9 protein-coding genes and 1 rRNA gene are annotated in these 13,070 nt (G+C 69.2%); 4 read left to right on the top strand and 6 right to left on the bottom strand.

Annotated elements, in window-relative coordinates:
- Positions 1-62 precede the first annotated feature (62 nt).
- The 6 genes from ACQPYE_RS09530 to ACQPYE_RS09505 form a co-directional block, all read right to left on the bottom strand.
- A 16S ribosomal RNA gene (locus tag ACQPYE_RS09530) occupies positions 63-1,580 on the bottom strand.
- A 345-nt stretch (positions 1,581-1,925) separates the two neighbouring features.
- The gene (locus ACQPYE_RS09525) at positions 1,926-3,080 is read right to left on the bottom strand and encodes a sensor histidine kinase (RefSeq protein WP_498722869.1); all 1,155 of its coding nucleotides are present in this window, start codon (positions 3,078-3,080) and stop codon (positions 1,926-1,928) included.
- Positions 3,070-3,747: a response regulator transcription factor gene (locus tag ACQPYE_RS09520; RefSeq protein WP_233827145.1), complete on the bottom strand. Its 678-nt coding sequence runs from the start codon at positions 3,745-3,747 to the stop codon at positions 3,070-3,072. Before ACQPYE_RS09520 ends, ACQPYE_RS09525 begins: the two co-directional genes overlap by 11 nt.
- A gap of 623 nt (positions 3,748-4,370) precedes the next feature.
- A complete protein-coding gene (gene dxs, locus ACQPYE_RS09515; RefSeq protein ID WP_498720646.1) occupies positions 4,371-6,269 on the bottom strand; it encodes a 1-deoxy-D-xylulose-5-phosphate synthase in 1,899 nt (632 codons plus the stop codon).
- 73 nt (positions 6,270-6,342) lie between these two features.
- A complete protein-coding gene (locus ACQPYE_RS09510; protein ID WP_498720645.1) occupies positions 6,343-7,572 on the bottom strand; it encodes a class I SAM-dependent RNA methyltransferase in 1,230 nt (409 codons plus the stop codon).
- On the bottom strand, positions 7,569-9,578 hold the full coding sequence (locus ACQPYE_RS09505) for an APC family permease (RefSeq protein ID WP_498720644.1): 2,010 nt from the start codon (positions 9,576-9,578) through the stop codon (positions 7,569-7,571). The genes ACQPYE_RS09510 and ACQPYE_RS09505 overlap by 4 nt, the downstream gene beginning before the upstream one ends.
- Between ACQPYE_RS09505 and ACQPYE_RS09500 the strand changes: the two genes are divergently transcribed.
- The 4 genes from ACQPYE_RS09500 (at position 9,487) to ACQPYE_RS09485 (ending at position 12,849) form a co-directional block, all read left to right on the top strand.
- Complete coding sequence (locus tag ACQPYE_RS09500; RefSeq protein ID WP_498720642.1) at positions 9,487-10,323, top strand: potassium channel family protein; 837 nt, start codon at positions 9,487-9,489, stop codon at positions 10,321-10,323. The genes ACQPYE_RS09505 and ACQPYE_RS09500 overlap by 92 nt on opposite strands.
- The gene (locus ACQPYE_RS09495; protein ID WP_498720641.1) at positions 10,324-10,980 is read left to right on the top strand and encodes a potassium channel family protein; all 657 of its coding nucleotides are present in this window, start codon (positions 10,324-10,326) and stop codon (positions 10,978-10,980) included.
- A gap of 463 nt (positions 10,981-11,443) precedes the next feature.
- Positions 11,444-12,415, top strand: coding sequence for an ArsR/SmtB family transcription factor (locus ACQPYE_RS09490; RefSeq protein WP_498720640.1), 972 nt, complete (start codon positions 11,444-11,446; stop codon positions 12,413-12,415).
- A 122-nt stretch (positions 12,416-12,537) separates the two neighbouring features.
- The gene (locus ACQPYE_RS09485; RefSeq protein ID WP_498720639.1) at positions 12,538-12,849 is read left to right on the top strand and encodes a hypothetical protein; all 312 of its coding nucleotides are present in this window, start codon (positions 12,538-12,540) and stop codon (positions 12,847-12,849) included.
- The last annotated feature ends 221 nt before the right edge of the window (positions 12,850-13,070 follow it).

Raw genomic sequence — 13,070 nt, 5'->3', positions numbered from 1 at the left:
TTCGCCGCCGGCATGGCTCTCCACAGGCCCTCCGAAGAAGACCGGTGAGGAATGCTCCTTAGAAAGGAGGTGATCCAGCCGCACCTTCCGGTACGGCTACCTTGTTACGACTTCGTCCCAATCGCCAGTCCCACCTTCGACCGCTCCCCCCAGCAAGCTGGTTGGGCCACGGGCTTCGGGTGTTACCGACTTTCGTGACGTGACGGGCGGTGTGTACAAGGCCCGGGAACGTATTCACCGCAGCGTTGCTGATCTGCGATTACTAGCGACTCCGACTTCACGGGGTCGAGTTGCAGACCCCGATCCGAACTGAGACCGGCTTTGTGGGATTCGCTCCACCTCACGGCTTAGCAGCCCTCTGTACCGGCCATTGTAGCATGTGTGAAGCCCTGGACATAAGGGGCATGATGACTTGACGTCATCCCCACCTTCCTCCGAGTTGACCCCGGCAGTCTCCCATGAGTCCCCGCCATTACGCGCTGGCAACATGGAACGAGGGTTGCGCTCGTTGCGGGACTTAACCCAACATCTCACGACACGAGCTGACGACAGCCATGCACCACCTGTACACCAGTCCGAAGAGGCCTACATCTCTGCAGGTTTCCGGTGCATGTCAAGCCCAGGTAAGGTTCTTCGCGTTGCATCGAATTAATCCACATGCTCCGCCGCTTGTGCGGGCCCCCGTCAATTCCTTTGAGTTTTAGCCTTGCGGCCGTACTCCCCAGGCGGGGTGCTTAATGCGTTAGCTGCGGCACGGAGGACGTGGAAGTCCCCCACACCTAGCACCCACCGTTTACGGCGTGGACTACCAGGGTATCTAATCCTGTTCGCTCCCCACGCTTTCGCTCCTCAGCGTCAGTATCGGCCCAGAGACCCGCCTTCGCCACCGGTGTTCCTCCTGATATCTGCGCATTTCACCGCTACACCAGGAATTCCAGTCTCCCCTGCCGAACTCAAGTCTGCCCGTATCGACTGCAGGCTCCACGTTAAGCGTGAAGTTTTCACAGCCGACGCAACAAACCGCCTACGAGCTCTTTACGCCCAATAATTCCGGACAACGCTCGCACCCTACGTATTACCGCGGCTGCTGGCACGTAGTTAGCCGGTGCTTCTTCTGCGGGTACCGTCAGTTGCCCTTCGTCCCCGCTGAAAGAGGTTTACAACCCGAAGGCCGTCATCCCTCACGCGGCGTCGCTGCATCAGGCTTTCGCCCATTGTGCAATATTCCCCACTGCTGCCTCCCGTAGGAGTCTGGGCCGTGTCTCAGTCCCAGTGTGGCCGGTCACCCTCTCAGGCCGGCTACCCGTCGTCGCCTTGGTAGGCCATTACCCCACCAACAAGCTGATAGGCCGCGGGTCCATCCTGTACCGCCGGAACTTTCCACCCCACAAGATGCCTAGTGGAGTCATATCCGGTATTAGACCTAGTTTCCCAGGCTTATCCCAGAGTACAGGGCAGGTTACCCACGTGTTACTCACCCGTTCGCCGCTCGTGTACCCCGAAGGGCCTTACCGCTCGACTTGCATGTGTTAAGCACGCCGCCAGCGTTCGTCCTGAGCCAGGATCAAACTCTCCAATAAGGAATGTTTGATCGCTCCGAACAACACTGACAATAATGTCAGTTGTCCAGTAACAATCTCAAAGGAAACCTCTTGACGAGGTTCATAAATTTACTGGCTATTCGGCACGCTGTTGAGTTCTCAAAGAACACGCGCTCACCGTCACTCATCGCTGTGCAGCGACTCGATCTGGGGCTTGATGTCCGCCGCGCTCCGTTCCGGTCTCTCTCCGGCCCGTTCCGCGCTGGCAGAGAGAAAGTTACACCCCGCCCAACGTGGAGACAAATCGGGGGTCTGGAGGCCTGTCTGTGCAGGTAGTACCCCCTGCGGAGACCCTCAAACCGGATCACGTGTGATCGGGACCACTCAGACGAGTTTCCCGTGCGGCGTGGACGGCAGGTGCACGGCCACCGACAGCCCTCCACCGGGCACCGCCGTGGCGTGCGCCTGACCCTCGTGAGCTGCGACGGCGGCCCGCACGATGGACAGCCCGAGCCCGGTGCCGGTGCGCGCGGTCCGGTCGGTGCCACCCCGGCGGAACGGCTCGAACAGCTCCTCCACCCGGTCCGGGACGATGGCGGGCCCCGAGGACGACACCCTCAGCAACGTCCACTCGGGCCCGCCTTCGGTGCGCACCTCGATCCAGCCACCGGGCAGGTTGTGCCGCACGGCGTTCTCCAGCAGGTTCCCCGCGATCCGCTCCAGCAACGCCGGGTCGCCCACGGCGGGCGCGGGGGCCGTCACGAACGACACCCGCAGCTGGCGCTCCTCCGCCTCCCCCCGCACGGCTCGCCACGCGGACTCGACCACGGCGTTGAGGTCCACCGGCTCACGCACCGCCAGCCCGAGCCCGTCCGTGCGCGCGAGCAGCAACAAGGCGCTGACCAGCTGCTCGGCCCGTTCCGTCGCGGCGCGCACCACGCCCGCCATGCGGCGCAGCTCCGCGTCGTCGGCGTCCGGGTCGGCGAGCGTGACGTCGAGTTCGGTCCGGATGACGGCGAGAGGAGTGCGCAGCTCGTGGGAGGCGTTGGCGACGAACCGCCGTTGCGACTCGAACGCCGCCTGGAGCCGGTCGAGCATCTCGTCGAACGTGTCGGCCAGCTCGGCGACCTCGTCCCGGGGACCGTCCAGGCGCAGCCGCTCACCGAGGGACTCGGCGGAGAGCCGACGGGCCGCGTCGGTCACGTCGTGCACGGGCTGGAGCACGCGGCCGGTGATGGTCCACGCGAGCAGTGCCGCCGCGGCGACCACGCAGAGGAAGGCGATCGAGCCGGATCGCAGCACGTCGTCCCGTGCCTGTTCGCCGAGCAGGTCCATCAGCGCGTCGGCCTGGACCTCGCGGCCGTCCACGATGACGGTGCTGCCCTCGGCGAAGCGGGGCGACGAGGCGATGACCCGGCCGACGAGCAGCCAGCCGAGCAGGAGCAGGAGCCCGCTCACGAACGCGACCAGTCCGGTCGCGAGGAGGGTGAGCCGCGTCCGCAGCCCCGGTCCGCGCCTGCGGACCAGCTCAGAGTTCAGTGGAACCTGCCGTGGGCACGCGGTAGCCCGAGCCGACCACCGTGTCGATGATGCCCGGTTCGCCGAGCTTCTTGCGCAGCGTCATCACGGTGACGCGGACGGTCGTGGTGAACGGGTCGGCGTTCTCGTCCCACACGCGTTCCAGCAGCTCTTCGCTGGAGACCACGGAGCCCTTGGCGGCCAGCAGCACCTCCAGCACGCCGAACTCCTTGCGGGTCAGCTCGACGGGCTGGCCGGCGCGGCGCACCGTGCGGCGGGCCGGGTCGAGCTCGACGTCACGGGCGGTGAGCAGCGGAGGGGTGGCGGGGGTGGCGCGGCGGGCGAGGGCGCGGACGCGGGCGACCAGCTCGGGGAACGCGAACGGTTTGGCCAGGTAGTCGTCGGCGCCGAGGGACAGGCCCGCGACGCGGTCGTCGACGCCGGCGCTCGCGGTGAGCATCATGACCCTGGTGAGGGCTCCTGAGCTGAGGATCTCCTTGCACAACTCGTCGCCGGACATGCCGGGTAGATCGCGGTCGAGCACGACCACGTCGTACCGGGTCACGGTCGACTTCTCATGGCCGGTCTCACCGTCGTAGGCGACGTCGACCGCCATACCTTCGCGCCGCAGGCCACGCGCGATCGCGTCGGCCAGCGGCACCTCGTCCTCGACTACCAGGATCCGCACCCCACAAAGGTGCCACACATCCCTGAGAAGGTGCTTAGCGTCAGGCGGTGGGGGTGCTGTTGAGGGTGCTGACGAGGTGCTGGGAAAGATCAAAAGCGTCCTCGCCGGACGGGCAGATCAGCAGGATGACGCCCTGGTGGGTGGTTCTGTGCCGGGTCCGTTGTGGGTCGGGTTTCGCGTCATCCCACCGACCTCCCTACGGGCTACCACACGTATCAAGGGGGCAGCCCCCAGTCGACGCCGCGGGCAAACCTTCACCAGCCCCCTTGACACGCGCGGTAGGGCGGAGCCAGGTCGGCGGGATGACACGAAGCCCTTCTGCGGGAAGGGAAGGCGTGGGGTGGGGGCCGGGGGTGAGGACCTCGGCCGGCTTGCCGGGGCGGAAGACCACACCGCGTTCTCATGGCATGAGTGTGTGCTTCACCGGGCCTTCTCCTGCGGCGCGCGGGACCGCGACCCCGGTCGTGGGGCGGTGGGCGGGAGCACGGGGCTCGCAGGGCCCGACGCCCCGTGGTGGACCGGGGTCGCGGCTCGGGTGTCGCGGCCCGCCTATCTGAAAGGTTCGCCCGGCGGTGATCGCGGGACTCGGGTGCGGCACCGCTGACCGGGAGGGGGTGACCGGGCTACTTCTCGACCGTCGCGTCCATTTCCGCGGGCTCGGCGGCGACGACCCACTCGGTGATGCGGCGGGAGACGTCCTGGGCGGTCAGGCCGATGTCGGAGAGGACTTCGCCGCGGTCGCCGTGCTCCTGGAAGGTCTGGGGGATGCCCAGGTCGCGGAGCGGGGTGTCGACGGAGGCGTCGCGCAGCGCGGCGGCCAGGGCCCAGCCGAAGCCGCCGTGCCGGCCGTTGTCCTCGACGGTGACGACGAGGCGGTGGGTGGCGGCCAGGGCAACCAGGTCGTCCGGGACGGGGAAGACCCAGCGGGGGTCGACGACGGTGACGCCGATGCCCTGGTCGGCGAGGCGTTGGGCGGCGGCCAGGCCGAGTTCGCCGAACGCGCCCACGGTGACCAGGAGGACGTCGGAGCCGGAGCGGTGCAGGACGTCGACGGTGCCGACGCGTTCCAGGGCGGGCAGGTCGGGGCCCACCGAGGCCTTCGGGTAGCGGACGACGGAGGGCGCGTCGGAGATGCGGACGGCTTCGCGGAGCTCTTCGCGGAGCGAGGCGGCGTCGCGGGGGGCGGCCACGTGGATGCCGGGGATGAGGCCGCAGATGGACAGGTCCCACATGCCGTGGTGGGAGGCGCCGTCGGGGCCGGTGATGCCCGCCCGGTCGAGGACGACCGTGACGCCCTGCTTGTGCATGGCCACGTCCATCAGGAGCTGGTCGAACGCCCGGTTGAGGAAGGTGGCGTAGATGGCGACGACCGGGTGCATGCCGCCCATGGCGAGGCCGGCGGCGGAGGTCATGGCGTGCTGTTCGGCGATGCCGACGTCGAAGCAGCGGTCCGGGTAGAGGCCGGCGAACTTGTCCAGGCCTGTCGGGCCGCGCATGGCGGCGGTGATGGCGACGAGGTCGGGTCGTTCGCCGCCCAGGGTCGCGAGCTCGTCGGCGAAGACGTGGGTCCAGGTGCGCTTGGACGGGCCGATGCTCTCGCCGGTGATGGGGTCGATGACGCCGGTGGCGTGCATCTGGTCGGCCTCGTGGTTCTCGGCGGGCGCGAAGCCGTTGCCCTTGCGGGTGACGGTGTGCACGATCACGGGTCCGCCGAAGGACTTGGCTCGGCGCAGCGCCGATTCGAGCACGGCGTGGTCGTGGCCGTCGACGGGACCGATGTACTTGAGGCCGAGGTCCTCGAACATGGCCTGTGGGCTGAGGGCGTCCTTGATGCCGCGCTTGGCCGCGTGCAGGGCGGCGTAGACGGGCTTGCCGACGAACGGGGTGCCCTGCAGGGCGGTCTTGCCGCGTTCCAGGGCGCGTTCGTAGCCGGGTTGCAGGCGCAGCGACGAGAGGTGGTCCGCCAGGCCGCCGATGGTGGGCGAGTAGGAGCGGCCGTTGTCGTTGACCACGATGACGACGGGTCGGTCGGTGCCGGAGGCGATGTTGTTCAACGCCTCCCAGCACATGCCGCCGGTCAGGGCGCCGTCGCCGACGACCGCGACGACGTGCCGCCGCTGGCCGCCGAGCTGGTAGGCCTTGGCCAGGCCGTCGGCGTAGGACAGGGCGGTCGAGGCGTGGCTGTTCTCCTCGACGTCGTGCTCGCTCTCGGCCCGGGAGGGGTAGCCGGACATCCCACCCTTCTGGCGGAGCGTGTCGAAGCCGTCGCGGCGGCCGGTGAGGATCTTGTGCACGTAGCTCTGGTGGCCGGTGTCGAAGACCACGGAGTCGTGCGGTGAGTCGAAGACCCGGTGCACGGCCATGGTCAGCTCGACGACACCCAGGTTGGGACCGAGGTGCCCGCCGGTCCGGGAGACCTTGTCGACCAGGAAACGCCGGATCTCACCGGCGAGCGTGACCAGCTCGTCAGGTCCCAGCCGTTTCAGATCCGCCGGTCCGTGCACGGATTCCAGCAGCGTCACTCGCTCCACCTCGCCCTGTGGTTCGGGTCCCGACTCGTCCGGTCAGTCTACGGACCACGGACTGAGACGCCTGTCAGCGAGCGGGCCTCAGCAGGGCGACGCATTCGACGTGGTGGGTCATCGGGAACGCGTCGAAGGCCCTGAGCTGGGCCAACTCGTAGCCGTGCTGGGCGAAGGCGGCGATGTCGCGGGCCAGGGCGGCCGGGTCGCACGCGACGTAAACCACACGGGCGGGGCGGCTGCGCGCGATCGCGGTCACCACGACCTTGCCCGCGCCCTTGCGCGGCGGGTCGAGGACGACGACGTCGGGGGGCAGGTCGGTGAACTCGGGTGATTCGAGCACGGTCTCGGTGCGGCCCGCGTGCCAGCTGATCTGCGGCTGGTCGGAGAGGTTGGTCCGGCCGTCGGAGACGGCGCCGTAGGACGACTCGACCACGGCGACGGAGCCGGTGGGGCCGACCTGCTCGGCCAGGACGGAGGCGAACAGGCCGACGCCGCCGTAGAGGTCCCAGGCGCGGTCGCCGGGGCGGCAGTCGGCCCAGTCGCCGACGACCTTGGCGAAGGTGTCCGCGGCGGCCGGGTGGACCTGCCAGAAGCCGTCCGAGCGGAGGTTCCACGTGCGGCCGGCGGCCAGCTCGGTGGCCGTGCCGCTGCCCTGGCGCAGGCGGGAAGGGCCGGGGACCGGGCGGCCCCGGCGGATGATGGGCGGGCCGATCTCGGTGACGTGCGTCCGGCCACCCGCGTCACGGGCGACGACCAGCTCGGACCTGGGCGGCCACGTGCGGTCGACCACGTCGTCCAGGGCGTCCGGGACGGCGATCACGCAGTGGTCCACGGGGATGACCTCGTGGCTGCGGTGGGCGCGGAAGCCGGGGCGGCCGTCCGGGCCGACGGCCATGCGCATCCGGGTGCGCCAGTCCTCCGGGCCGCCGGGCAGGTCCTCGACGACGACCTCCCAGTCGAGCTTGGCCAGCCGGTGCAGCTGCTCGCCGACCACGGCGGCCTTCAGCTCGCGCTGGGCCTGCCACGACGCGTGCTGCCAGTCGCAGCCGCCGCAGAGGCCGGGACCGGCGAACGGGCACGGGGCGGGCACGCGGTCCGGTGACGCCTCCAGCACCTCGACGGCGTCGCCGCGGCAGAACGAGCCGCCGGTGTCCTCCGTGATCCGCACGACCACCCGTTCGCCGGGCAGCGCGTGCCGGACGAACACGACGCGGCCCTCGTGCCGGGCCACGCAGTGCCCGCCGTGGGCGACCGCGCCGACCTCGACCTCGATCAGCCGCTGCTTCCAGGTCGCCGTCACTTGCCGTCCTTCTCTCGCCCGCGCTTGTCCAGGCCGCGTCGGATCGCGCCGGGCGCGACCACGTCGTCCTTGTCGGTCACCTTGGAGGATGAGGCCAACTGCCACGGCACGCTCGTCACCATCACGCCCGGCTGGAACAGCAGCCTGCCCTTGAGCCGCAGCGCGCTCTGGTTGTGCAGGAACTGCTCCCACCAGTGGCCGACCACGTACTCCGGGATGAACACCGTGACCACGTCGCGCGGGTTGTCCGTGCGGACCCGCTTGACGTAGTCGAGGACCGGTTTGGTGATCTCGCGGTAGGGCGACTCGATCACCTTGAGCGGCACCTTGAAGTTCTCCTTCTCCCATTCCCGCACCAGGCGGCGGGTGTCGCCGTCGTCCACGTTGACGGTGACCGCCTCCAGCATGTCCGGCCGGGTCGCCTTGGCGTACGCCAGGGCCCGCAGGGTCGGCATGTGCAGCTTGGAGACCAGCACCATGGCGTGGTTGCGGGCGGGCAGCAGCTTCTGCCGCTCCTGCTGGCGCAGTTCCTCGGCCACCCGGTCGTAGTGCCGGCGGATCGCCGTCATCAGGGCGTAGAGGGCGGCCATCGCGGCGATGGCGATCCACGCGCCCTTGGTGAACTTCGTGATCAGCACGACCACCAGCACCGAGGCCGTGAGCGCCAGGCCGAACGCGTTGATCGACTGCGACCGGCGCATCCGGCGGCGGGCGACCTGGTCGGTCTCGGTCTTGAGCAGCCGGTTCCAGTGCCGGACCATGCCGGTCTGGCTCATCGTGAACGACACGAACACGCCGACGATGTAGAGCTGGATGAGCTTGGTCACCTCGGCGTCGAACGCGATGACCAGCACGACCGCCCCGCCCGCGAGGAAGACGATGCCGTTGCTGAACGCGAGCCGGTCGCCGCGGGTGTGCAGCTGGCGGGGCAGGTAGCGGTCCTGGGCGAGGATCGAGCCGAGCACCGGGAAGCCGTTGAACGCGGTGTTCGCCGCCAGCACCAGGATCAGGGCGGTGACCACGGTGATGAAGAAGAACCCGAACGGGAAGCCCTCGAACACCGCGTGGGCGATCTGGGCGACCATCGTCTTCTGCTCGTAGCCCTCCGGCGCGTTGGCGAGCTGGTGGGCCGGGTTCTCGGCCATCTTCACGCCCGTGAGCTGGGCCAGCACGATCAGGCCCATCAGCATCGTGACCGCGATCAGGCCCATCGCCAGCAGCGTGGTCGCCGCGTTGCGCGACTTCGGCTTGCGGAACGCCGGCACGCCGTTGCTGATCGCCTCGACGCCCGTCAGCGCCGCGCTGCCGGACGAGAAGGCGCGCAGCACGAGGAACAGGAACGCCAGGCCCACCAGGTGGTCGTCCTCGGCCCGCAGCTCCAGCCCGGCGCTCTCGGCGCGCATCTCCTCGCCCAGGACGAAGCCGCGGAACGCGCCGTAGCCGATCATGAACAGGATGCCGGCCATGAAGGCGTAGGTCGGGATGGCGAACGCGCTGCCCGACTCGCGGATGCCGCGCAGGTTGACGGCGGTGAGCAGGACGATCGCGACGACCGCGAACGCGACCTTGTGGGTGGCCACGAACGGGATGGCCGAGCCGATGTTCGCCGCCGCCGACGAGATCGAGACGGCGACCGTGAGGATGTAGTCGACGAGCAGGGCGCTCGCCACGGTGAGGCCGGCCCGGCGGCCGAGGTTGACCGTGGCGACCTCGTAGTCGCCGCCGCCGGACGGGTAGGCGTGCACGTTCTGCCGGTAGCTCGCGACCACCGTCAGCATCACGACGACCACGGCCACGCCGACCCACGGCGCCAGCGCGTAGGCCGACAGCCCCGCCACCGAGAGCACGAGGAAGATCTCCTCGGGCGCGTAGGCGACGCTCGACATCGCGTCCGAGGCGAACACGGGCAGGGCGATGCGCTTGGGCAACAGGGTGTGGGCTAGGCGATCGCTGCGGAAGGGCCTGCCGACGAGGAGGCGCTTGGCCGCGGTTGCGAGCTTGGACACGGGTCGAAAGCGTAAGGGGTCAGGTCCCCTGGTCGGAGTAATCGTGGGTAGGTTCTCCGTAAGCGTCGTTCAGGAGGCTTTCGTGCACGTGGTGATCATGGGCTGCGGCCGGGTGGGCTCGTCCCTGGCCAAGGCGCTGGAGCGGCTCGACCACCAGGTATCGGTGATCGACAAGGACGCCCAGTCCTTCCGCAGACTCGGCTCGGACTTCCACGGCCAGCAGGTCGTCGGCAACGGTTTCGACCAGAAGGTGCTGATCGGGGCCGGTATCGAGCGGGCGGGCGCGTTCGCGGCCGTGTCCAGCGGTGACAACTCCAACATCATCTCGGCGCGGGTGGCGCGGGAGACGTTCGGGGTGGAGGCGGTGGTCGCCCGGATCTACGACGAGAAGCGCGCCGCGGTGTACGAGCGGCTGGGCATCCCGACCGTGGCGACCGTGCCGTGGTCGACCGACCGGTTCCTGCGGATGCTGCTGCCCGAGGGCACGGCGACGGCGTGGCGCGACCCGTCGGGCACGGTGGCCGTGCTGCCGCTGGAGCTGCACGAGGACTGGGTCGGGCACACCGTGCGCGACCTGGAGGAGGCGACCGGGTGCCGGGTGGCGTTCGTGATGCGGTTCGGGACGGGCGTGCTGCCCGACTCGAAGACCGTGTTGCAGGAGGACGACCAGGTGTACGTGGCCGCCCTGTCCGGCACCGTGACCGACGTGGCCGCGGCTGCGGTCCACGCGCCCGAGGAGAGCTGAGTGCGCATCGCGATTGCGGGTGCCGGCGCGGTGGGTCGTTCCATCGCGGCCGAGCTGGTGTCCGACGGGCACCAGGTGATGCTGATCGAGCGTGACCGGACCCAGTTCGAGCCGCACACCGTGGAGCAGGCCGAGTGGGTGCAGGCCGACGCCTGCGAGCTGTCGTCGCTGGAGGACGCCGGCATGCAGCTGTGCGACGTGGTGATCGCGGCGACCGGCGACGACAAGGTCAACCTGGTGGTGTCGCTGCTGGCGAAGACCGAGTTCGCGGTGCGGCGCGTGGTGGCGCGGGTGAACGACCCGGCGAACGAGTGGCTGTTCACCGAGTCGTGGGGGGTGGACGTGGCCGTGTCGACGCCGCGCATCCTGTCCGCGCTGGTGGAGGAGGCGGTGACGGTCGGGGACGTGGTGCGGCTGATGACGTTGCGCCAGGGTCAGGCCAACCTGGTGGAGATCACGCTCCCGGGTGACACGCCGTTGGCCGGTTCGCCGGTGAACGGCCTGGCGCTGCCCCGGGACGCCGCGCTGGTGACGATCCTGCGCGGCGGCCGGGTCATCGTGCCGACGCCGGACGACACGCTGGAGGGCGGGGACGAACTGCTGTTCGTGGCCGCCGCGGACGTCGAACAGGAGATCCGCTCGGCCCTGGGCTACTGACCGGTCGTTCGAGACTGCCGGCGCTTCGCGCAGGTCCGCCGGCAGTCGTGTCCGGGTAGTTCGTTGTCCGAGTGGCAGCGGCGAGCCGCACGTCGACACGTCGTCGACTGGTCCGAATTCGGCATTCCAAAGCTCTTCCCGAGCCGAGTTCGGTCAATCGGCGATTCCACATCGAAGTGAATTCCCGCTTGGAGCGGTCGAACTCCCGCGCGTGCGGAGTCGAGCGCCGGCGACCCGTTACGCAGGGCTGACAGGCGTTCGGTGGACTCCCCTACGGCATTCGATCGCCCCACGAACGACCCACAGCGTGGCCGACACCGCACTGCTACGGTCGCAATTCATCGAGTGAGACAGGCCACCACTCGGGGCGCTTTCCAGTACAGGCCGTCCCGTGACGCGCCTCGTGAACGCCTTGCCGAAATGCAAACGCCGCAGGTGATTTCATATCATTCGAGGGGGACGCGTGTTGAGGATTCACTTCACGCCGGCGGACCTGACGCGCACGAACGTGGCGCCGGCCGTGGACCCGCTGTGGGAGATCGTGCTCAGTTGGTTCCAGCTCAACCGCCTGGAAACGACCCTGCTCAGACCGTGGGTCCACCGCCTGCGCGCCGACCCGGCACGGATGACGGCGATGCGCCCCGGGACCCGGGTGCTGGGAGTCCTCGCACCCAGAGGCGCCTACTTCCCCGACTTCCTCACCCCCGGACAGGGAGCTCTCGGCCTGGACGACGGACTCGAAGCCGTGCGGTCGGTCGACGTCGACAGGCTGACCCACGAGGTGCACCGGTTGGGAACCCACCACCCACTACCCCCTTGGACCCGGGACCTCGCCAAGCCTTCCTCGAACGTGCTCCACCGACTCGTCGACACCTGGCGCTCCTACCACGAAGCCGTCATCCGGCCCGAGGCCGACACGATCCAGGCCGCGGTCGACGCCGACCTCGCCCAACGCGCCCACGCCGTCCTCACCGGCGGCCTCACCGGCCTGTTCGACAGCCTGACCCCGCTGCTCCGCTGGCGAGCCCCCGTCCTCGAAGTCGACTACCCCCTCGACCGGCACATCCACCTCGACGGTCGCGGCCTGCGCCTGATCCCCTCCTACTTCTGCCAGGGAACACCGATCTCCCTCGCCGACCCGGACCTGCCCCCGACCCTCGTCTACCCGATCGCCGCCGAGCACCGCCTGCCCGACCAGCGGTCCGGAGACCCACTCGCCTCCCTGCTCGGCCCCACCCGCGCCGCCGTGCTGCGCGCCGTCGGATCCAGCCGCACCACCAGCGAACTCGCCCGCCGGACCACGACCTCGATCGCCTCGGCCAGCCGCCACACCGCCGTGCTGCGGGAGGCGGGACTGATCTCCTCCTGGCGGCACGGAGCGACGATCCGCCACTCCCTCACCGACACCGGCACGAGGCTCCTCGGCCGCGCGTGACGGGATTCCGCGCCTCCTCTCGAGACGATCTTTGCGGCCCACTGCAAAGGCATGGCCCCCGCTCACCGACCGCGACACGCTGCCCCGGACCAGGAAACATCCACAACCCGGGAACGAGGACCATGAGAAAAACAGCCACCGCCATCGCAGCCGCCGGCGCCATCGCCTGTGCGATCGCCCTGCCGTCGACCGCGCAGGCCGTTCAAGGCGAGTGCAAGGCGACGTGGGGCTCCGGGGGCAACAGCGTCACTGTGTTCTGCGCCGGCACGTACCCCGACCAGTTCCAAGCCGCACTCATCTGCTACACGGGCCCCACTTCGTACTACATCCAGTACGGGCCCTGGAGGTACGCCGCCTCCGGCGGTTCCGGCGCCGCGTGCGGTAATAGCGAGGAAGCAGGAGGTGTCGGAGCGAGATGGCGAGTCGTGTACTGACCGCACGCGACGTGTCGACGCCTGGCAAACCGTGTGCGGAGCCGGAGCAACGGCAGCCGATCGCACTGCGGGGTTCTGAACGATCCCACTGGCCGAACTTTCGGTTTTGATCTGCCTGGATCGCGTGCCGTGCGGGCGGCGGTCCATCGCGAACGGCACGGATGACTGCGCCTGACGTGGCCCCGGCGGTCGGTGCCGACGACGGCAGTCGTGGTCGGCTC

The sequence above is a fragment of the Actinosynnema sp. CA-299493 genome (genome assembly GCF_050946825.1).
In the GTDB taxonomy this organism is placed as follows: Bacteria; Actinomycetota; Actinomycetes; order Mycobacteriales; family Pseudonocardiaceae; genus Actinosynnema.
This window is presented reverse-complemented; position numbering and strand designations above follow the sequence as displayed.

Excerpts from the sequence above, each read along its gene's own strand:
- ACQPYE_RS09500 (WP_498720642.1), top strand. The coding sequence starts at position 9,487 with ATGCGCTTGGGCAACAGGGTGTGGGCTAGGCGATCGCTGCGGAAGGGC.
- ACQPYE_RS09485 (WP_498720639.1), top strand. The coding sequence starts at position 12,538 with ATGAGAAAAACAGCCACCGCCATCGCAGCCGCCGGCGCCATCGCCTGT.